Genomic DNA, 19408 nt, shown 5'->3' on the forward strand with positions numbered 1-19408 from the left:
GCGCGGCCGACGCGGGGCGGGGCCCGGGGCCGGGGGGGCCCCGGCCCGGGGCCGCAGGTCAGGGGAGGGAGGAGGTCAGCGGAGGTTCGCCGGACCGGCCTGCTCCGCGGCCTTCTCGGCCTCGGCGCGACGCTCCTCGCGCTGGGTGTCGAGCTCCTCGGCGTTGTCCGCGGGGGCGGACTGCGTCATCAGCGCACGCTGCTGGGCGGCGGGCTGGAGGTCGACGAACTGGCCGCCGAGCTCGCCGCGGACGCGGTTCTCGGAGCCGGTGGGCGCCGGGTCGTTGCCCTCGCCGGTGAGGTCGCCGCGGATGATCGTGTCGGTCACGTCGACGCCGTCGGTGTTGTCCGAGGCGGTGACGTCGCCGCCGAAGTAGGTGGCGCCCTCGCAGGTGATCTTCTGGCCGCCGGACCCGAGCTGCACGCCGGCGTTGCCGGTGAGGGTCGCGTCGCCGTCGAGCTCGCCGGCGCAGAAGGTGGTGCCCTCGGTCGCGCCGGTGACGGTCAGGTTCCCGGCGACGGTCGAGTCGAGTATGTCGGTGAACTCGGAGTTCTCGCTGGTCACGTTGCCGCCGATGGTGTTGCCGCTGAGGTGCACGAGGCCCTGGGCGACGTTCACGCGGCCGGTGATCGAGGAGTCGTAGGAGTACAGGAAGGGCGAGGCGCCCTCGGCGGCGCGGCCGTTGTAGTTGCCGTCCACCGCGGACTCGTCGAGGTAGACGCCGTAGCCGCCGTTGGAGACGACGTTGCCGGCGATCTCGGAGGTGGAGGCGTCGAAGTAGCCGTCGCCCCGGACGAGGACGCGGCCGTCGACCGAGGAGTCGGTGATGAGGAGGTCGGCGCCGGCCTGGACGCGCACCTCGCCCTCGATGGTGACGTCGGTGAGGACGCAGGACTTGCCCTTCGCGACGACGAGGTCGCCGGGGACGGTGACCGAGGAGGCCTCGCCGTCGCAGCGGGTGGTGAGGGCGGCGCTCGCGGAGCCGGCGGTCGCGGCGATGCCGGCGGCGGCGAGGGCGGCGGCGGAGAGGAGGGTCACGGAACGGGAGAGGGTGCGCACTGGGGCTCCTTGGTCGCCGCGCCGGGCAGGGCGGGGCTGTGGGGTTCGATAGGGGTGCGTCACGACCGTAGCGACTCACCTCACACCGGACAATCGATTCGGCCAGATTCGCGGGAGTTCACCGAGATTTCCCCTGCTCGTGCCCCGGACGACGAGCTCTCGTCCCGCTCGCCCCGGCCGCAGGTCAGAGCGGGAGGCGCACGTAGGTCGTCTCGAGGTACTCGGCGAGCCCCTCATGGGAGCCCTCCCGGCCCAGCCCCGACTCCTTCACCCCGCCGAAGGGGGCCGAGGGGTCGGAGGCCATGCCCAGGTTCACCGCGACGATCCCCGACTCGAGCCGTCCGGTGACGGCCGTGACCTCGACGAGGTCCTCGCCCATCACGTAGGCCATCAGCCCGAACTCGGTGGCGCCTGCCGCCGCGATCATCTCCTCGACGTCGTCCAGCACCGTGATCGGCGCGAGCGGGCCGAAGATCTCCTCGCGCTGCACGCGCGCGTCCCGCGGCACGTCGGCCAGCACCGTCGCCTCGTGGAAGAAGCCCTCGCCCTCGCCGGTGCCGCCGCCGGTGAGCACCTTCGCGCCGCGCTCGACCGCGTCGGCCATCAGCTCCTGGACGGAGTCGACGGCGGCGGCGTCGATCAGCGGTCCGAGGGTCGTGGCGGGATCCGCGCCGGGGCCGAGCACGAGCTGCTCGGTGCGCTCGACCAGCCGGTCGGTGAACTCCTCCGCCACGGAGGAGTGGACGTAGAAGCGGTTCGCGGCGGTGCAGGCCTCGCCGTTGTTGCGGAACTTCGCGAGCATCGCCGCCTCGACCGCGGTCTCCACATCGGCTGACGGGAGGACCAGGAAGGGTGCATTGCCGCCCAGCTCCATCGAGGTGCGCAGCACGTGCTGGGCGGACTGCTCGATGAGGGTGCGGCCCACCGCGGTGGAGCCGGTGAAGGAGACCTTCCGCAGGTGCGGATCGGCCATCAGCGTGGAGGAGAAGGTCCGCGAGTCGCTCGTGACCACGCAGTTCACCACCCCGTCCGGCACTCCGGCCTCGGCGAGGATCGCCATCAGCGCCAGCGAGGTCAGCGGCGTCTTCTGCGCGGGCTTCAGCACCACGGTGCAGCCGGCCGCGAGCGCCGGGCCGATCTTCCGCGTCCCCATCGACAGCGGGAAGTTCCACGGCGTGATCAGCAGGGTGGGGCCGACGGGTCGGACCGTGGTGAGCACGGCGTGGTCGGCGGCGGGGGCGTGGCGGAACCGGCCGGGCTCGCGCACCGCCTCCTCGCTGAACCAGCGCAGGAACTCCGCGCCGTAGCTCACCTCGCCGTACGCCTCGGCGAGCGGCTTGCCCATCTCCAGGGTCATCAGCGCCGCGAGGTCGTCGGCCCGCTCGTGGCACAGCTCGTAGGCGCGGCGCAGGATCTCCGAGCGCTCGCGCGGCGTGGTCGCGGCCCATTCCTCCTGCGCGGCGCAGGCGGCGTCCAGGGCCTTCGCGCCGACGGAGGCGGCGTCGGCGTCGACCACACGGGTCAGCGCCGCGCCTGAGGCGGGGTCGATCACCTCGAGCGCGGCGGTGCCGCCGAGGAAGCGGCCGCCGACGAAGGAGCTGGTCGGGGTGCGCTCGAGCACCTCCGCGATGCGGGTGGGGGTGAGGGCGGGCTGCTGGGACATCGGAACCTCCTGCGTCGACGGATGATTCCTCCAGTCTGCACCCGTCCCGCCCCGCCGTGCCCGTTCGTTCTCAGTCGTGCCGGGCCGCGCTCAGCCGGCGGCGAGGGCGTCGACCGCGCCGATCAGGCCCAGGTGGCTGAAGGCCTGGGGGAAGCTCCCGATCATGCGGCGGTGCGTCCCGTCGTACTCCTCGGCGAACAGGTGCAGGTCGTTCCCGCAGGCGAGCAGGGTCTCCATCAGTTCCTCCGCCTCGTCCCGCCTGTCGGTGGCGGCGGTCATGGGACCAGTGCATCACGGACGGCCGGCCGACGGTCCTGAGCCGGCGACGAGGAACGGTGGGCGAGCGGGGCAGCCGGACTACGGTGAGCCCATGACGAACTCCGAGAACAGCCTGTCCGTGGACGTGCTCGTGATCGGTTGGGGCAAGGGCGGCAAGACCCTCGCCGCGGCTCTCGCCGGCCTCGGACAGAAGGTCGCGATGGTCGAGCAGTTCGCGTCGATGCACGGCGGGACCTGCATCAACATCGGCTGCGTCCCCACCAAGACCCTCGTGCACGACGCCCAGGAGCGTCGCGAGGACGACGACGCCGCCTCCTACTGGGCACGGGCCGTCCAGCGCCGCGACAGCCTCATCGGGACGCTCCGCGACGTCAACCACCACCTGCTCGCCGACCTCGACACGGTCACCCTCGTCGACGGCCGAGCCCGCTTCGTGGGCGAGCGGACCGTGGAGGTCAGCGGCGGCGAGGACCGCCTCACCGTCACCGCGCCGACGGTCGTGGTGAACACCGGCGCCGTGCCCTCGCGACCGGATCTGCCGGGGATCGACTCCCCTCGGGTGCACGACTCCACCTCGCTGCAGCACGCCGATCCCTTCCCGCGGCGGCTCGCCGTGGTGGGCGCCGGGCCGATCGGGCTCGAGTTCGCCTCGATGTTCGCGGGCTTCGGCGCCGAGGTGACGGTGCTGAACCGTCGCCCCCGCCTGCTGCCCGCGGAGGACGAGGACGTCGCCGCCGAGGTGCAGTCCGTGCTCGAGGGCGACGGCATCACCGTGCTGCACGAGGCGGACCTCCGCGGCGTCGAGGACGGCCCGGAGCAGGCGCTGCTGCGCCTCGACGTCGCGGGGCGGTCGCGCCAGCTCGCGGCCGACGCCGTGCTGCTGGCCACCGGGCGCCGCCCCGCCACCGACGACCTCGGGCTCGAGGCGGCGGGCATCGACGTGGACGAGCGCGGCGCGATCGTGGTCGACGAGCACCTGCGCACCAGCGCCCACGGCGTCTACGCGCTCGGCGACGTGCACGGCGGCGCCCAGCAGACCTACCTCTCGCTCGACGACCACCGCATCGTCCTCTCCCAGCTCACCGGCGACGGCTCCCGCTCCACCTCCGACCGGGTCGCGGTGCCGACGACGACCTTCCTCACCCCGCCGCTCGCGGCCGTGGGCCTCACCGAGGCGGAGGCACGGGAGCAGGGACGTAACGTCCTGGTCGCGACGCAGAAGGTCGCCGCGATCAAGGCCATGCCCCGCCCGAAGACCCTCGGCGACCCCCGCGGACTGGTGAAGATCGTGGTCGACGCGGGCACCGACGAGATCCTCGGCGCACGACTGTTCCACGTCGACGCCCAGGAGGTCATCAACCTGATCGCCCTCGCGATGCGCGCCGGCACCACGGCGACGCAGCTGCGGGACGGGATCTGGACCCACCCCTCCTCGACCGAGGCGCTCAACGAGACGCTCGGGAAGCTCGCGCCGGTCGAGTGAGCCGCGGGCGCGGCGGGTCCTCGGCCGGGGACAGCGTCTGCCCCGCCGTGCTCCGCTTCGCCCCGCCGACCGTCGGCCCCGGCGGGGTGAGGCAACTCATCCACCAGCGAACCCCCTGATCGCAGGCGCTTTCCCGACCCTTTTCCAGGGTTCTCCGAGGGTTCCTCGACGGAAGTCCGAGGCACGGTGCGGAGCGTGGGTCCATGAACTCCACCCCGCCCTCCTCCCCGGTGCCTCCTCACTCCCCGCAGGGCACCGACGCCCCGCCCGTCGAGGACGCCGCGGGCGCCTCGGCATCGGAGGTCAAGAGCCTCTCCGTGCCCGGCCTGCTCGCCGGCGGCGCCGCCGCGGCGACCACCTCCGTGATCGGCGGCCAGCTCGGCATCAGCGGCACCGTGCTCGGTGCCGCGATCACCTCCGTGATCTCCGCGGCCGTGGTCGCCTTCTACACCGACTCCGTCAACGGCACCGCCCGCAGGCTCAAGCAGGTCAAGGCCAAGGCGGGGGAGAAGGCGCAGCCCCGCGTCGGAGGCGGGGAGGTGCACTCCTCGCGCACTCGCCGCGGTGCGGGCGAGGACGGCGCCGTCGGGACGGACGCCGCCGGGACGTCCGAGCACCGGGCCGGTGCGGACGGCGCCTCCGGGGAGACGCCGGGTCGCGGCCGACGGATCGGGAGGATCGCCCTGATGAGCGTGGTCATCGCCCTGATCGGCATGGCCGCCGTGTTCGGCGTCCAGCGTCTGACCGGCACGGAGCTCTCCCCGGGCACCGGCGAGATCCAGCGCTCCGTCACCGGCACCGAGCACGTGGCCCCGCGCGAGGACTCCGGCGGCACGACCGAGGACGGGACGTCCGAGGACGGCACCGGCGAGGACGGCACGCAGCAGCAGGACGGGACGGAGCAGCAGGACGGCACCGGCGAGCAGGACGGGACCGGTCAGGACGGCACCACCGTCGACCCGCAGCAGCAGGACGGCACGACCGACGACGGCACCACCGGCGACGGTACCTCCGGGCAGGGCGGCGGCACGAGCGGCGACGGCAGCTCCTCCGGCGGAAGCTCCTCAGGAAGCGGCGGCCAGGACGGCGGCGGAGCCTCCGGGAGCGGGTCGTCCGAGCGCGGCAGCTCCGGGAGCGGCTCCTCCGGCAGTGCGAGCTCCGGCAGCGGTGCCTCGGGCAGCGGATCGGGCTCGACCGGCTCCGAGAGCTGACCCGTCGGCGGAGCCTCCGGCAGGTCCGGCGGCGCGGGGCCGAGCGGTCCCGGTGGCCCGGCCCGTCGGCGCTCAGGCCTGCCCGTCGTCCTCCGTGCCGCCCGCCCCGGCGACGAACTCGCGCAGGTGGGCGGAGAGCTCGAGGCGGCTCGGCTCGTGGCAGTACATCATGTGCCCCGCCTCGTAGTACTCCACCCGGATCCGCTCGGCGTAGTCCTCGCGCGGGATGGCGAGCTGGGCGAGCACGTGCTCGCTGGCGTGGAACGGGGTCGCCGCGTCGTGATAGCCGTGGGAGACCAGCACCCGGGTGTGCGGGGACTTCCGCAGCACGCGGGCGAGATCGGAGGCGACCTCCACCGAGCGGTTCTCGAAGTCCTTGTAGCTCCACGGGTGCACGCGCCCGGACATGATCTCGTAGACCACGTCGGCGGAGAACTCGAGCTCCCCGCGCAGGTAGTGGTTGATCGCCGCGGTGTAGCTCGGGGCGAGCTGGTCGATCGACGGATCGGTCTCCATCCGCGCCGCGTTGCCGTCCCCGGCGGGCGCCGTGAAGCGGCCGTCGATCCGGCCGGTCACCAGGCCCTCGTCCCGCAGCAGCTCGGCGAGGAAGGCCTGGTGCTCCACGCGCAGGTCCGCGCGCTCCACCCAGTCCGGGTCCACGCCGATCAGCGCCCCGATCCGGGCCGCGGCCTCCTGTTTCTGCGCGGGGTCCAGCCGCAATCCCGCCGCGAGCAGCGCTGGGTACTCCTGCTCGGCGAAGGCCTCGGCCTCGTCGACCACGTCCTGCAGCAGTCGGTCCTCGTGCTTGCCGTGGGCGTGGGCGATCGCGGCATAGGTGGGCAGGTAGTGGAGGTAGGGGCGGTCGTTGCCGGGGGAGAACACGATCGTGCCGAAGTCCAGCACCGGCGAGATCAGCACGATCCCGGCGACGGCGAGGTAGTAGCGGTCCAGCAGTCGGGCCGCGACGGCGGAGGCGCGGGTGGTGCCGTAGGACTCGCCGGCGAGATGGACCTCGGAGGTCCAGCGGTCGTTGCGGGTCAGCCAGTCGATGACGAAGGCGGCGATCAGGTCGCGGTCCGCGGCGAGGCCGTGATGGCGGTCGGGCTTCTGCCCGGGTGCGGGGCGGGAGAAGCCCGTGGTCATCGCGTCGACCACGACGAGATCGGCGTCGCGCAGGATCGTCTCGTGGTTGTCCAGCAGGCGGTGCGGGGGAGCGGCGGGGGCTCCCGCGTCCCCGGAGTCCACGCGGCGCGGGCCCAGCAGGCCCAGGTGCAGCCAGACGGTGGAGGCGCCGGGGCCGCCGTTGAAGGCGAACACCACCGGGCGGGGCTCCTCGCCCGGGGAGGTCGCGACGTAGGAGACGGAGAACAGCTCCGCGTAGGGCTTGCCGCGCCCGTACTCCTCGCCGTCCGGCTCCTCGCGCAGCACCACGGTGCCGGCGGTGGCGGTGTAGTTCAGCGGCCCGTCCGGCAGCGCGAGGCTGTGCAGGGTCGTGACCAGGCGGTCCTCGGGGGCGGTCCGGTCGGTGTCGGAATCCGGGCTGCTGCCGGTCGCGGGGGAGGTGCTGGGGGCGGCGGGCTGGTCGTTCACACGAGCTCCTTCGTCGGATGCGGCATCGCGCTCGATGCTACGCGGGCCCGCTGCGTGGGGGCCTCCTGCAGGAAGGGGACGTGAGCGGCACGCCGCGGAGCTCAGCCGCGCAGCGTGCCGCTCACGTCCCCTTCGTGCGGTCGCGGCGGCGAGATCAGTCCAGGGCCGAGATGTCGTGGGGCTCCTCGGCGCCGGGCTCGTTGTCCCGCACGACCATGCGGATCGGGTCGAGCTTCGTCCAGACCACGAACAGCACGCCGACGACGAGCATCGCCAGGCCGGCCCACAGGTTCGCGTTCATCCCGTCGGTCTTCGCCGCCTCGTCGGGCGAGAAGGCCACCAGGCCCATGATCACGAGGATCAGGCCGAACAGGCCCAGCAGGGTGCCGATGAAGTTGCGGATGTCGAACGCGCCGGCGGTCTGCACGGTCGCGTCGGCCGGGACGTCGGTCCCGGCGGGGGTGTTCTCCTCGGAAGTGCTCATTGCTTCTCTCCTCCGTCTGCTCAGGCGAACGCGATGTTCAGGACGATGACCAGGACGAGGGCGATGCCCGCCATCGGCACCGGGCGGCGCCAGAAGGGCATGTCCTTCTCCTCGGGGTCGACCAGATCGGCCCTCGGCGTCTCCGAGTAGACCAGGCCCTTGAGCTCGTGGGCGGGCTTCGGGGCGGTGATCTGGGTGACCGCGACCGAGACCACGATGTCGACCACGAAGGCGGTCGCAGCGCTCATGAACGCGAGGCCCTGGCCGGGCAGGGAGAAGACCCCGAGGAAGGTCGAGGAGCCCCACAGGATCACGGCCGAGAGCGTGCCCGCGACCAGGCCCGTCCAGCCGGCCGTCGGCGTCATCCGCTTCCAGAACATGCCCAGGATGAACGTCGCGAACAGCGGCGCGTTGAAGAAGCCGAACAGGGTCTGGAGGTAGTCCATCAGGTTGGAGAACTGCGCGGCGATCAGCGCGGTGAAGATCGCGATGACGCAGGCCGCGGCCGTCGCGAGCCGGCCCACCTTCGTGTAGTGGTCGTCGGGCGCGTCCTTCTTCACGTACTGCTGGTAGAGGTCGTAGGAGACCACCGTGTTGAAGGCGGAGATGTTCGCGGCCATGCCGGCCATGAACGCGGCGAGCAGGCCCGCGATGGCGACGCCGAGCAGGCCGTTGGGGAGCACGTCCCGCATCAGCAGCAGCAGGGCGTCGTTGTAGTTCACGCCCGTCGCAGCAGCGCCCGAGGCGTCGCCCGCGTAGTCGAGCTGCTTGAACTCGGTGAGCTCCCCGACCAGCACCGCGGCGATCATGCCGGGGATGATCACGATGAAGGGGATGAACATCTTCGGGAAGGCGCCGATGATCGGAGTCATCCGCGCGGCGGTGATGGACTTGGACGCCATCGCACGCTGCACCTCGACGAAGTTCGTGGTCCAGTAGCCGAAGGAGAGCACGAAGCCCAGGCCGAACACGATGCCGATCACGGACAGCACGGGGCTGTCGAAGCCGGAGAGGGCCTGGCCGGGCCAGGAGTGCAGCTGCTCGGAGCCGAGCATCCCGTCCCCGGCGATGCGCTCCTTCATCCCGGACCAGCCGCCCACGCGGTGCAGGCCGATCAGCGTCAGCGGCAGCAGCGCCGCGACGATCACGAAGAACTGCAGCACCTCGTTGTAGATCGCGGCGGAGAGGCCGCCGACGGTGATGTAGAAGAGCACGAACGCGGCGGCGAGCACGAGGCCCACCCACATCGGCCAGCCCAGCAGGCGGTTCACGATCGTGGCCAGCAGCGAGAGGTTCACGCCCGCGATCAGCAGCTGCGCCACCGCGAAGGAGATCGCGTTGACCAGGTGAGCGCCCTTCCCGAAGCGCATGCGCATGAACTCGGGGACCGAGCGCACCTTCGAGCCGTAGTAGAAGGGCATCATCACCACGCCGAGGAACAGCATGGCGGGGATCGCGCCCACCCAGAAGTAGTGCATCGTCGGCATGCCGTACTGGGCGCCGGTGGCGGACATGCCCATGATCTCGACCGCGCCGAGGTTCGCGGAGACGAAGGCGAGGCCGGTGACCCAGGCGGGCAGCGAGCGGCCGGAGAGGAAGAACTCGATGGAGGTGGAGACACCGCGCTTGGCGTACCAGCCCACACCGAGGACGAAGACGAAGTAGAGCGCGATGATCGCGTAGTCGATCCACTGCGCGTCGAGGCGGAGGTCGACCATGAGGCGGTTCCTTGGGGACGGGGAGGGGGTGCCCGGGGCTGCGCCGTGGTCGCTCACGGGGCGGCGGCTCGGGTGCTGAGCGCCGACGTTACCACTGCGGGCGCGCCCGTGGTCGGCCGATCGGGGCGATCGCGGGACGGATCCGGGACTGTGTGGTACGTGGCAGGCCGACGGGTGGGAGGTCCTGCTCAGCGCCCCCGCGCGCTGCGGCGGAGGAGCCGGCCCACGCTGCGGGCCGGCCCGGTCCCCGCGGCGAGGTACGCGCCGAGCAGCACGGTGGCACCGCCCGCCACGACCGTCAGCGGGTCGCGACCGCCGCGTGCCCTGCCCGCTCCGGCGGCGGCGACCCGGCCGAGGCTCACCAGCAGCGCGCTCATGGTGATGCCCGCGATGATCCGGTCCCCGGTCGACTCCACGCGCTCGATGACGGGGTCGAGATCCCCCGCCTCGAGCCGCACCCGGATGCCGTGCGCGTCATAGTCGTCCAGCAGGTGCTCGAGGCGCTCCGGTGCCTCCGTCCCGAAGCGCAGGGCGTCCATCCCGGTCGCGGCGGCGCGGCGCAGGAGGGCCTGCGGGCCCCAGATCTGGGCGAGCGCCACCGGGACGACCTCCTGCAGCACCTCGGTGATGTGGAAGGCGGGGTCCAGGGCGATTGCGCTGGACTCCGTGAGCACGAGCATGCGCAGCAGCTGCGAGATCTCCGGCGGCAGCTGCAGGCGGTGCCGCCTCAGCAGCGTGGTCAGCTTCTCGAAGAACGCGGACAGCGAGATGTCCACCAGCGCCCTGCCCTCGACGGTGTCCAGCAGCGCGCGCACGTCGCGGGCGAAGCGGCGGCGGTCGTGCGCCCCCTGCGGCGGTGCGAGGCGGAGCAGGGCCGCGGCCACGCCGTCGGCGTCGTGCCGGGACAGCGCGAAGGTCAGACGCACGATCTCCTCCCGCTCGGAGGCCGAGAGCTCCCCGGCCATGCCGAAGTCGATCAGCCACAGGCCGCCGTCCTCGCGCACGAACATGTTCCCGGGATGCGGATCGGCGTGGAAGAAGCCATTCACCAGCACCATCGAGACGATCGTGCGGGTCGCGGCGCGGGCCAGCGCGGGCCGGTCCACCCCGGCGGCATCGAGCGCGGCGGCGTCGGTGATCCGCATGCCGCGGGCGCGCTGCTCGGTGAGCACGAGCGAGGTGGTCAGCTCCTCGTGCACACGGGGGATGTGCACGACGGGGTCGTCGGCGAGGTCCTCGGCGAAGCGGCGGGCGTTGGCCGCCTCGGCGCGGTAGTCCAGCTCGCGGCGCAGGCTGCGGTCGAAGGCGGAGACCAGGCCCTCGACGTCGACGTCCCGGGCGAGATCCCATTCCCGGGCGGCGATGCCGGCGAGATGGCGCAGGATGTCGAGGTCCGCGATCACCGACTCCTGCACGCCGGGCTTGCGCACCTTGACCACCGCCTCGGTCCCGTCGTGCAGGCGCGCGAGGTGGGCCTGGCCGATCGAGGCCGTGGCGAGCGGGACCTCCTCGATGTGCGCGTACGCCTCGGCGAGCTCGACGCCGAGCTCCTCGCGGAGCGTCGCGGCGATGGCCTCGAAGGGCACCGGGTCGGTCGCGTCCTGCAGCCGGGTGAGCTCCTCGGTGTACGCGGCGGGCAGCAGGTCGTCGCGCGTGGCGAGCATCTGTCCGAGCTTCACGAACGTCGGCCCCAGCTGCTCGAGCGCGTGGCGCAGGCGCGCCGGGCCCGGCAGCGGCCCGCTCGCCTCCCCGGCCCCGGCCGGGCCGGTTGCGGCCTTCGCCAGCAGCCGGCGGCGCAGCACCTCGGGCACGTGCTCGGTCAGCCCGAGCTGGCCGACCAGCGCCGAGAAGCCGTTGCTCACCAGGATCTCGGCGATCCGGCGGTAGCGGGCGGCGGAATGCGGGAGGGCCATGCCCATCTCCTTCGTCGAGGGGAACGTCCCCGATGCTAGAGGGGACGTCGAGTACGATGACGATCCGTGAACGTTCACGCCCTACGGGGTGTCGCCCCGCGTCCCCCGCGGATACGCTCACGGGGCACTCGACGATGAGGAAGGACGACGTCAGAACCATGGATCCACACCTGACCCGGCGCACTGCGCTGGCCGGAGCCGGAGCGGGGGTGCTCGGCGGGCTCGCCGCCTGCGCGCCCCCCAATCCCGGCAGAGTCAACGACCAGGCCGCGATCCCGCCCGCCGACGGCCCGGTCACCATCACCTACTGGGCCTGGCTGAAGGACCTGCAGAAGGTTGCCGACGTCTTCAACGCCCAGCAGGACAGGATCCGCGTGGAGACCACCTGGATCCCCGGCGGCAACACCGGCGGCTACGCGAAGATCCTCTCCGCCGTCTCCGCCGGCGGCGGCCCCGACATCGCCCAGGTGGAGCTGCGCCAGGTGCCCGAGTTCGCGCTCGCCGGCGCCCTGGTGGACCTCACCCGCTACGACTTCGGCTCCCAGGTCGACGCCTTCGACCCCGGCGCCCTCAGCCAGGTCAAGGTGGGCGACTCCTACTGGGCCGTCCCCCAGGACACCGGCCCCGTGGCCACCTTCTACAACCGCGAGGTGCTCGAGGGCGAGATGGGGCTCACCCCGCCGGCCACCTGGGAGGAGTTCCGCGAGACCGCCGGGATCGTCTCCGAGGCCGGCAAGAACCTCATCACCCTCGACCCCTCCGACGGCTCGTACCTCATCTCCTGGGTGATGCAGTCCGGCGCGGTGTGGTTCCGCCCCGAGGGCGACGGCTGGATCGTGGACATGACCGGCGACGCCTCGATGCGGGTCGCGGAGTTCTGGGACCAGATCCTCGCCGACGGCCTGGTGGGAACCGGCTACGGCTCCTTCTCCACCCCGTGGATGGCCGCCGCCGGCGAGGGGAACGTGCTGGCCACGATCTCCGGCTCCTGGTCCGACGCCCTGATCCAGTCTGTGCCGGGCGGCGAGGGCAAGTGGGCCGTCGCCCCGATGCCCACCTGGCCCGACGGCGGCGTCGCCTCCGGCGCGCACGGCGGCTCCTCCGCCGCGATCCTGTCGAACTCGCAGCATCCCGCCGAGGCCCTCGAGTTCCTCACCTGGATGTGCTCGGACCCGGCCGGGATCGACGCCATGATCGAGTACTCCGGCATCGGCTGGTCGCCGGCGAAGGACTACATCGGCGAAGTGCGCCGCCAGCCCTCCGAGTTCTTCTCCGGCCAGAACTACAACGAGGAGGTGATCCTGCCGATGGCGCAGGGCCAGAACCTCGACTGGACCTGGGCGCCGATGATGCAGCGCGCCGCCGCCATGGTGGGCGACGGCATGACCACCGCCGTCACCGGGGAGGTCCCGCTGGTGGACATGCTCCCCGCCACGCAGACGAGGATCGTCGAGATCATGCGAGACATGGGACTGAACGCGGAGGAGGCACGATGAGGTCCAAGACAGCCCCCTGGATCCTGCTGGCACCGTTCCTGGTGGTCTTCATCGGCACGATGATCGTGCCGATCGTGATGGCGATCGGGTACTCCTTCAGCTCCGTCGAGCGCTCCGGCCTGCTCGGCGAGGGCGGGATCACCAACTCCTTCGCCGGATTCGACAACTACGTCAAGGCCCTCTCCAACGTGAACTTCGTGGAGTCGATCGGGCGCATGATCCTGTTCGGCGTGGTGCAGGTGACCGTGATGATCGTGGCCGCGGTGGTGCTCGCGCTGCTCCTGGAGAGCGCGAACGCGAAGTGGCCCGGCTTCTTCCGCGCCACCTACTTCCTGCCCTACGGGATCCCCGGCGTGATCGCCACGATCCTGTGGTCGTTCCTGTACATCCCCGGCCTCTCGCCGATCGTGGACGTGCTGCAGCTGGTGGGACTCGACGTGGACTTCCTGGGACCGAACGCGGTGCTGTGGTCGATCGCGAACATCGTGACCTGGACCTACACCGGCTACAACATGCTGATCATCGTCGCGCAGCTCAAGGCCATCCCCGGCGAGCTGTACGAGGCCGCGAAGATCGACGGGGCGAGCTCCTTCCGGGTGGCCCGCTCGATCCAGATCCCGCTGATCCGCCCTGCCCTGATGCTCACGATCATCTTCTCGATCATCGGCACCCTGCAGCTGTTCGCCGAGCCGCGCCTGCTGCAGACCATGAGCGCGGGGATCACCTCGGAGTACACCCCGAACATGTCCGCCTATGCCTTCGCGTTCCAGTACAACGACATCGGCATGGCCGCGGCGCAGTCCGTGATCATCGCGGTCGCCGCCTTCCTGTTCTCGGCGCTCGCGCTGGGGATCTCGAACTGGATGGAGAAGCGCCGATGAGCACCACCGACAACGCCCCCACGCACCGCGCGAAGCCGCTCGGCAACGCGGCCAGGGCCGCCCGCGGCGACGGCCGCTCGGGCAGCCGCGACGCGGGCCGCAAGCCCACCACCACGATCATCGTCACCGCGATCCTCGCGATGGTCGCCGTGTACTTCCTGGTGCCGGTGTACTGGGTGGTCATCAACGCCACCAAGTCCACCGAGGACCTCTTCGGCACCAGCGGGTTCTGGCTCGGCGAGAACTTCCAGCTGTGGGAGAACCTCCGGTCCGTGCTCACGGCCAACGGCGGGATCTTCCCCCGCTGGGCCCTGAACTCGGTCCTGTACTCCGGGGTCGGCTCCGTGCTCGCGACCTACTTCGCGGTCGCCGCCGGCTACGCCCTGGCCAAGTACCGCTTCCGCGGCCGCGGCCTCGTCTACGGGCTCGTCCTCGGCGGCGTGCTCGTGCCCGGCACGGCCGTGGCGCTGCCGCTGTTCTTCCTGTTCAGCTCGATCGGGATCACCAACACGTACTGGGCCGTGCTGATCCCCTCGCTGGTGAGCCCCTTCGGCCTGTTCCTCGCCTCGATCTACGCCGGCGCCGCGGTGCCCGACGAGATGCTCGAGGCGGGTCGTCTGGACGGCGTGCGGGAGCTGGGCCTCTTCCACCGCCTGGCCCTGCCTCAGCTGACCCCCGCGATCGTGACGATCGTGCTGTTCCAGTTCATCGCGATCTGGAACAACTACATGCTCCCGCTGGTCATGCTGGCCGACGAGAAGCTGTACCCGATCACCCTGGGCCTGGACAACTGGCGGGCCCAGACGGACCGCCTGCCGGAGTTCTACCAGCTCACCACCGGCGGCGCGCTGCTGTCGGTGATCCCGCTGGCGATCCTGATCCTGGTGCTGCAGCGCTTCTGGCGCGGCGGCCTCACCGAGGGGTCCGTCAAGGGCTGATCCCGCCCCGCCGCGATCGGCCGTTGCCACGACCGCCCTCCACCGCGACCGCCCCGCACCCCGTCAGCCCGGGGGCGGGGCGGTCGTCGTCGCGCGGGCTCGTGGCAGCACGACATGGCATATATGCCACGTCGTGCTGCCGAGCGCCCGTACGCAGCGCCGCCGAGACCGTGGCGCGGCGGCGTGCGTCCTCGGCGCCGCCCGAGCCCGCCCGCTTTCGGGATCCGGTGGCGGGACGGCTCCGGGTGCTCTTGGATGGAGGGATGAGCTCCTCCCGCGGCCCTGCCCCTGCCCGACGCCCCGCGCCGACCGCGGACCGGCTCCCGTCCCCGCCGCGGCGACGCTCCGTCCTCGCCCCGCGCCGACGCTCCGTCCTCGCCGCGGCGGCGGCGCTGCCCCTGGCCGGGGCCGGGCTGTCGGGCTGCGGGATGGTCGAGGGGATCGTCGGTGACGACATGGAGCCGGACCTCGTCTCCGAGCTGCCGCGCCGGAAGCCGGCCGAGGCCGACGGGATCGGCCGGCGCGTCGTCCCCTTCACCGCCCACCTGCTCGCCGGCATCGACCGCGAGCCGGTCAACGCCGTCTGCTCCCCGCTCTCGGCGCAGACCGTGCTGACCATGGCTGCGCTCGGTGCCGCGGGGGACACCCTCGCACAGATGGAGGAGGTGCTCGGCGGCACGGTCGACGAGCTCGCCACCACCGCCAACACGCTCTCCGCGGTGCTCGCCGCCGTGGGGGACGCGGCTCGGCAGGAGGACAACCCCGAGGGGCCGGAGCCCGCCGTCGCCTCCCTCGTCAGCAGCACCTGGCTGCAGGAGGGCATGCAGGTCGAGCAGGGCTTCCTCGACGGGCTCGCCGAATGGTTCGGCAGCGGCGTCTTCGAGGTCGACTTCCTCGACGAGGCGGCGCGCGAGGAGGGCCGTGAACGGATCAACGACTGGGTGCTCGAGCAGACGAACGACCTCATCGAGGAGCTCGTGCCCGACGGGGCGCTCTCCGACCGCACCCGGGCCGTTCTCGTGAACGCCCTGCACCTCAAGGCGGCCTGGCGCAGCCCGCTCGAGCGTCGCGGCGGCACCTTCACCACGGAGGAGGGCGAGGAGCTCTCCGTCGAGCTGCTCCACGGCAGCAGCTCCGCCTGGTTCGAGGACTCGGTGTGCCGCGCCACCGCGCTCGAGGCCGCCGGCGGCGAACTCGCCCTCGCGCTGGTCCAGCCGGCCGACGGCATCGGCGGGACGATGGACGCCTGGGCCGAGGTCGCGGGCACGTCCGCGGCGGGCCTCGGCGGGCTGCTCGACGGGCTCGAGGACTCCTCGGAGCAGGTCGACCTCGCCGTGCCGCCCTTCGACATCGCCTGGGACTCCTCCCTGGTGGCGGTGCTGGAGGGGCTCGGGATGACCGAGGTGTTCTCCGCGGCGGCGGACCTCTCCGGCATCACCGCTGAGGAGGATCTGATGATCACCGAGATCCTGCAGAAGACCGTGATCACGGTCGACGAGGTGGGCATGGAGGCCGCGGCCGCTACCGCGGCGATCGCCGGCACGACCGCCGCCCCCGTCGAGCCGAAGGAGCTCGTCCTGGACCGGCCGTTCCTGTTCGTGGCCTATGAGCGCTCGACCCGCGCACCGCTGGTCGCCGGCTGGATCGGGGATCCGCGGCAGACGAGGTGAGGACGGGCCGTACGGACAGTCGCGCCGGGGCCCCTCACCGAGGAGCGCCCACCTCGTCATGCTCCGGGAGCACCCGGATGAACTCTTCCCACGCACGGAGCGAGGTGACCGGGCGCAGAGAGGCAGCGCTGTTCTGCTCCTCGATGAGGAGATGATGCTCCGCACGCCGGATCTGCACCACGAGGTCCTCGCCGGGCTCCTCGTCGAGCGACGTCCAGGAGCTGCGGGCCTCGACGATCTGCCACGTGTCGTCGGCGGCGGGCCCGAGGACGTTGCCGATCAGGGGGTCGAGGGCCGACCAGGCCGCGACGCGCGTGGCGGTGTCGGGGTCCGTCAGCCGGACCAGCTGCTCCGCCGGGACCCGGATCGGTCCCTGCTCCGAGGTGGGGGCGGCGCCCGGCAGGAAACGGACGAGCCTGGTCATCCCGCCGGGGAGGGTTCCGATGGGGTAAGCGGCCAGCTCTGCGAGGCCGTCCTTCAGCGGGCTTCGACGCACACCGACGCCGTTCGCGCCGACGAGAAGGTCGTGGTGCTGCTGTGCACCGGGCCCCGAGACGGTGATCTCGACGCGGAACAGCGGTGCCGTCAGTGCCCCGCGCATCCCGTCCATCGTCGGGTCCACTGTGATGCCGGGGGCGTGGGCGGCGAGCACTGCGGAGAGCTCGTCGTCGGCCGCGAGGGCGTTGAGCAGACGGTCGAGCGAGGCACGGGGACCTCGGAATGCTGCGGTGGCGGGGTCGAAGGCGATCACGCGAGATCCTCCTCGTCGAGTCGGATGCTGAGGGTGTCGAGGATCTGCTCCATGAGCGCGGAGCTCTCGCGGTCCCGGAACGGGAACGAGGTGAGGGCGAGGGTCACCAAGGTTTCTCCCGCGAGGGCGAACACCTGTCGGGTGATCACCGTCAGGCCGGGAGGGGCGGTCTGCAGCAGGGCTCGGGAATGCCCGCGCAGTCCGCCGACGGCCGCCGGCCGATCCTCGAGGAGGTGCAGGTCGGGAACAGACGCGTGCTGCTGCGCGCGGGAGATCGCGGTGATCGCCTCGAGGTCCCGCGGGGTCTCGGACGGGAGCGGCTCCAGGGTGACGACGATATTGTCGGCGAACGGGCCCGCCTCCTCGGCGGAGAGCTTCGCGACGAGCGTGGGGGCGCCGTCTCGACGCTCGACCTCCCAGGTGCCGGGGATGTCGACGTCGACAGCAACGCCGGGAGCCGCCGTCGTCGTGACGGAGATGCGTTCCAGGTCCATGCCGCTCTTGCCTCGCCCTCGTGGTGTGACGTCCCCGGGCCTCATCCCAGGACCCAGTCGACGATACCGTTCGCGGCGCTGCTCCCTCCGAGCCCGCCGAGGATCCCGCCCACAGCACCGCCGATGACGGTGCCGACGCCGGGACAGATCATGGTGCCCAGCGCGGCCCCGCCAGCGGCACCGCCCCACGCTCCGAGTCCCCCGCCGAGTGCATTGGCACCGCCGTCGACGGCGGCGCGCCCGATGCGCTCGCCGGTGCTCAGGCTCGGGTCCGCGGAGTCCTGCTCCCAGCGGTCCCACGCGGCGAAGCCGCCAGTGACGACTGCGCCGACAGGGCCGAGTGCTTTGGAGAACTTCGAGGCCGCACCCGCGGCACCTCTCATCGAGTTCACCAGGTCATCGCCCCCGACGAGCATGAACGTCGCCAGCGTGCGAGGGGATGTCAGGAACTTCGCGAGCCCCGAGTAGGCGCCGCTGACGCCGTCGACCAGGCCGCTGAGGCCCATGCCGACCCAGTCCTCCCAGTCGTTGGGATTCGGGAGGAGGTTGCGCAGGGAGAAGTCCCCGAAGCGGAAGAGATCGTCGAACTTCTCGGCAAAGGCGGAGAGCGCATCGGCGGCCGAGGTGACGTCCTGCTCCTGCGCATCGGCGGAGAGAGCGCGCGCGAGCTCCATGAGCTGCTCGAGCGCGTTCTCGATAGGACCGTTCTGCAACGCGTCCCATCGGTCGCGGAAGCTGTCGGCGTCCGGCCCGATCCAGGCGCTGCCGAGTGCGCGGATCGTGCCGCCCAGCTGCTCGGTCCTCCCGGCCAGATCTTCGCGGCGCTGGGCCATCAGCTGCGCGAAGTCCTCGCCCTGCGCGGTATCCATCCCGTAGAACATCGTCACCCCTGTGAGTCGTCGTCGGCCCATCTTCCCTGCGGCCGGCGCGGGCGTCGATGGGGAGGACTGCCCATGCCCGCTGCGAGAGCGCTGCCGCAGCGGTGCGGTGGGTGCAGTCCTCTGCGAGGATGTCGGTCATGACGGAACGACTCCTGGTCTCCCTCTCCCTGGCGCTGATCGGCCTGCTGCTCCTCGGGGTCGCCCTGTGGCTGCGCACTGGGCGACCGGCTGTGCTGCGCGGCTGGATGAACCCGCTGTCGGAGAACTGGATGGCAGAGAGGGTGGTGCTGCTCGGCCTGCCGACGGTCGGGGCGCTGCTGGTCTGCGTCGCTCTGGTCGCCGCGCCCCACCAGTGGACCGCGCTCCGTCTGCTGGCGATCGCGGGGATGGTGGTGCTGGCGGTCCCCGCCCTGTACTTCTTGATCGCGCCGCTGCCGCTGCCGGGCTTTCTATACCCGGGATGGGCGCGCCGTCTGCGCGACGGACGTGAGGCACGTATGCGCGCGTTCCTGACCGGCCAGATCTGAAGGTGCCGTCCGTCGGCGGGCCCGTAGGCGGTCCAGGCGAGCCTGGCGCTCGAGGGGACCGTCGACGAGGCGGCCGACGCCCTACCCGTCCTCGTCGGCGCGTCCTTCACCGCCGACACCCCCGAGGACACCTTCCTGGACGTCTCCGACGCCGGCCACGGCGTCGCCTACGTCAACGGGTTCTGCGTGGGCAGGTACTGGGACATCGGCCCCCAGCAGACGCTCTACGTCCCCGCCCCGCTCCTGCGCGCCGGCCGCAACGAGGTGCTGCTGCTGGACCTCGAACGTCGGCCGACGGGCCTCGCGCTCGCCGAGGCGCACCGCTTCGGGCGTGCCGCCCACGCCCACCCCACCAGCGAGGAGAGCTGAT

At 71.9% G+C, this 19408-nt stretch carries 18 protein-coding genes; 8 read left to right on the forward strand and 10 right to left on the reverse strand.

The genetic code is table 11. The annotated features are described in order from the left end of the window. Nucleotides 1–75 precede the first annotated feature (75 nt). The 3 genes from L3K22_RS14890 to L3K22_RS14900 all read right to left on the reverse strand — a co-directional run bounded on the left by L3K22_RS14890 (nucleotide 76) and on the right by L3K22_RS14900 (nucleotide 3001). Complete coding sequence (locus tag L3K22_RS14890) at nucleotides 76–1059, reverse strand: hypothetical protein (RefSeq protein ID WP_263312077.1); 984 nt, start codon at nucleotides 1057–1059, stop codon at nucleotides 76–78. Nucleotides 1060–1243: 184 nt separating this feature from the next. Next, nucleotides 1244–2722 (reverse strand): NAD-dependent succinate-semialdehyde dehydrogenase, encoded by a 1479-nt coding sequence (locus tag L3K22_RS14895; protein ID WP_263312078.1) that lies wholly within the window; start codon nucleotides 2720–2722, stop codon nucleotides 1244–1246. 90 nt (nucleotides 2723–2812) lie between these two features. Further along, complete coding sequence (locus tag L3K22_RS14900) at nucleotides 2813–3001, reverse strand: glycoside hydrolase family 15 protein (RefSeq protein ID WP_308445951.1); 189 nt, start codon at nucleotides 2999–3001, stop codon at nucleotides 2813–2815. 91 nt (nucleotides 3002–3092) lie between these two features. Between L3K22_RS14900 and L3K22_RS14905 the strand changes: the two genes are divergently transcribed. Together L3K22_RS14905 and L3K22_RS14910 are read left to right on the forward strand one after the other, a co-directional pair. Continuing rightward, nucleotides 3093–4484, forward strand: coding sequence for a dihydrolipoyl dehydrogenase family protein (locus tag L3K22_RS14905; protein ID WP_263312079.1), 1392 nt, complete (start codon nucleotides 3093–3095; stop codon nucleotides 4482–4484). A gap of 203 nt (nucleotides 4485–4687) precedes the next feature. Beyond that, nucleotides 4688–5695, forward strand: coding sequence for a hypothetical protein (locus L3K22_RS14910; RefSeq protein WP_263312080.1), 1008 nt, complete (start codon nucleotides 4688–4690; stop codon nucleotides 5693–5695). Between the two features lie 72 nt (nucleotides 5696–5767). Here L3K22_RS14910 and L3K22_RS14915 read toward each other — a convergent pair whose 3' ends face one another. From L3K22_RS14915 to L3K22_RS14930, 4 genes are all read right to left on the reverse strand, one after another. Next, nucleotides 5768–7285, reverse strand: coding sequence for a S10 family peptidase (locus L3K22_RS14915; RefSeq protein WP_263312081.1), 1518 nt, complete (start codon nucleotides 7283–7285; stop codon nucleotides 5768–5770). Nucleotides 7286–7439: 154 nt separating this feature from the next. Beyond that, nucleotides 7440–7769, reverse strand: coding sequence for a hypothetical protein (locus L3K22_RS14920; RefSeq protein WP_263312082.1), 330 nt, complete (start codon nucleotides 7767–7769; stop codon nucleotides 7440–7442). 20 nt (nucleotides 7770–7789) lie between these two features. Continuing rightward, nucleotides 7790–9487: a sodium:solute symporter family protein gene (locus tag L3K22_RS14925; protein WP_263312083.1), complete on the reverse strand. Its 1698-nt coding sequence runs from the start codon at nucleotides 9485–9487 to the stop codon at nucleotides 7790–7792. A 188-nt stretch (nucleotides 9488–9675) separates the two neighbouring features. Next, entirely contained in the window at nucleotides 9676–11400 is a 1725-nt protein-coding gene (locus tag L3K22_RS14930) for an ABC1 kinase family protein (RefSeq protein ID WP_263312084.1), read from the reverse strand. A gap of 158 nt (nucleotides 11401–11558) precedes the next feature. On the opposite strand from L3K22_RS14930, the gene L3K22_RS14935 reads away from it, so the two are divergent. The 4 genes from L3K22_RS14935 to L3K22_RS14950 all read left to right on the forward strand — a co-directional run bounded on the left by L3K22_RS14935 (nucleotide 11559) and on the right by L3K22_RS14950 (nucleotide 16385). Beyond that, nucleotides 11559–12896 carry an ABC transporter substrate-binding protein gene (locus L3K22_RS14935; RefSeq protein WP_263312085.1) on the forward strand — a complete coding sequence of 446 codons (1338 nt, stop codon included), beginning with the start codon at nucleotides 11559–11561 and terminating at the stop codon, nucleotides 12894–12896. Next, nucleotides 12893–13777, forward strand: a complete 885-nt coding sequence (locus L3K22_RS14940) for a carbohydrate ABC transporter permease (RefSeq protein WP_263312086.1) — start codon at nucleotides 12893–12895, stop codon at nucleotides 13775–13777. The genes L3K22_RS14935 and L3K22_RS14940 overlap by 4 nt, the downstream gene beginning before the upstream one ends. Then, nucleotides 13774–14715, forward strand: coding sequence for a carbohydrate ABC transporter permease (locus L3K22_RS14945; RefSeq protein ID WP_263312087.1), 942 nt, complete (start codon nucleotides 13774–13776; stop codon nucleotides 14713–14715). The genes L3K22_RS14940 and L3K22_RS14945 overlap by 4 nt, the downstream gene beginning before the upstream one ends. Nucleotides 14716–14978: 263 nt before the next feature. Continuing rightward, on the forward strand, nucleotides 14979–16385 hold the full coding sequence (locus L3K22_RS14950; protein WP_263312088.1) for a serpin family protein: 1407 nt from the start codon (nucleotides 14979–14981) through the stop codon (nucleotides 16383–16385). A 34-nt stretch (nucleotides 16386–16419) separates the two neighbouring features. Here L3K22_RS14950 and L3K22_RS14955 read toward each other — a convergent pair whose 3' ends face one another. Genes L3K22_RS14955 through L3K22_RS14965 form a run of 3 tightly spaced genes read right to left on the reverse strand, consistent with a single transcriptional unit; the run spans nucleotide 16420 to nucleotide 18511 of the window. Continuing rightward, on the reverse strand, nucleotides 16420–17136 hold the full coding sequence (locus L3K22_RS14955) for a hypothetical protein (RefSeq protein WP_263312089.1): 717 nt from the start codon (nucleotides 17134–17136) through the stop codon (nucleotides 16420–16422). Further along, nucleotides 17133–17630 carry a DUF1795 domain-containing protein gene (locus L3K22_RS14960; RefSeq protein ID WP_263312090.1) on the reverse strand — a complete coding sequence of 166 codons (498 nt, stop codon included), beginning with the start codon at nucleotides 17628–17630 and terminating at the stop codon, nucleotides 17133–17135. Before L3K22_RS14960 ends, L3K22_RS14955 begins: the two co-directional genes overlap by 4 nt. A gap of 41 nt (nucleotides 17631–17671) precedes the next feature. Then, nucleotides 17672–18511 (reverse strand): WXG100 family type VII secretion target, encoded by an 840-nt coding sequence (locus tag L3K22_RS14965; RefSeq protein WP_505661139.1) that lies wholly within the window; start codon nucleotides 18509–18511, stop codon nucleotides 17672–17674. A 137-nt stretch (nucleotides 18512–18648) separates the two neighbouring features. Between L3K22_RS14965 and L3K22_RS14970 the strand changes: the two genes are divergently transcribed. After that, the gene (locus tag L3K22_RS14970) at nucleotides 18649–19038 is read left to right on the forward strand and encodes a hypothetical protein (RefSeq protein WP_263312092.1); all 390 of its coding nucleotides are present in this window, start codon (nucleotides 18649–18651) and stop codon (nucleotides 19036–19038) included. Between the two features lie 42 nt (nucleotides 19039–19080). Beyond that, the gene (locus tag L3K22_RS16765; RefSeq protein ID WP_373318073.1) at nucleotides 19081–19407 is read left to right on the forward strand and encodes a hypothetical protein; all 327 of its coding nucleotides are present in this window, start codon (nucleotides 19081–19083) and stop codon (nucleotides 19405–19407) included. Nucleotide 19408: the final 1 nt, after the last annotated feature.

It is taken from the genome of Brachybacterium atlanticum, assembly GCF_025669985.1.
Classification (GTDB): Bacteria; Actinomycetota; Actinomycetes; order Actinomycetales; family Dermabacteraceae; genus Brachybacterium; species Brachybacterium conglomeratum.

Excerpts from the sequence above, each read along its gene's own strand:
- L3K22_RS14895 (WP_263312078.1), bottom strand. The coding sequence starts at position 2,722 with ATGTCCCAGCAGCCCGCCCTCACCCCCACCCGCATCGCGGAGGTGCTC.
- L3K22_RS14900 (WP_308445951.1), bottom strand. The coding sequence starts at position 3,001 with ATGACCGCCGCCACCGACAGGCGGGACGAGGCGGAGGAACTGATGGAG.
- L3K22_RS14905 (WP_263312079.1), top strand. The coding sequence starts at position 3,093 with ATGACGAACTCCGAGAACAGCCTGTCCGTGGACGTGCTCGTGATCGGT.
- L3K22_RS14910 (WP_263312080.1), top strand. The coding sequence starts at position 4,688 with ATGAACTCCACCCCGCCCTCCTCCCCGGTGCCTCCTCACTCCCCGCAG.
- L3K22_RS14920 (WP_263312082.1), bottom strand. The coding sequence starts at position 7,769 with ATGAGCACTTCCGAGGAGAACACCCCCGCCGGGACCGACGTCCCGGCC.
- L3K22_RS14925 (WP_263312083.1), bottom strand. The coding sequence starts at position 9,487 with ATGGTCGACCTCCGCCTCGACGCGCAGTGGATCGACTACGCGATCATC.
- L3K22_RS14930 (WP_263312084.1), bottom strand. The coding sequence starts at position 11,400 with ATGGCCCTCCCGCATTCCGCCGCCCGCTACCGCCGGATCGCCGAGATC.
- L3K22_RS14935 (WP_263312085.1), top strand. The coding sequence starts at position 11,559 with ATGGATCCACACCTGACCCGGCGCACTGCGCTGGCCGGAGCCGGAGCG.
- L3K22_RS14940 (WP_263312086.1), top strand. The coding sequence starts at position 12,893 with ATGAGGTCCAAGACAGCCCCCTGGATCCTGCTGGCACCGTTCCTGGTG.
- L3K22_RS14945 (WP_263312087.1), top strand. The coding sequence starts at position 13,774 with ATGAGCACCACCGACAACGCCCCCACGCACCGCGCGAAGCCGCTCGGC.
- L3K22_RS14950 (WP_263312088.1), top strand. The coding sequence starts at position 14,979 with ATGAGCTCCTCCCGCGGCCCTGCCCCTGCCCGACGCCCCGCGCCGACC.
- L3K22_RS14960 (WP_263312090.1), bottom strand. The coding sequence starts at position 17,630 with ATGGACCTGGAACGCATCTCCGTCACGACGACGGCGGCTCCCGGCGTT.
- L3K22_RS14965 (WP_505661139.1), bottom strand. The coding sequence starts at position 18,511 with ATGTTCTACGGGATGGATACCGCGCAGGGCGAGGACTTCGCGCAGCTG.
- L3K22_RS14970 (WP_263312092.1), top strand. The coding sequence starts at position 18,649 with ATGACGGAACGACTCCTGGTCTCCCTCTCCCTGGCGCTGATCGGCCTG.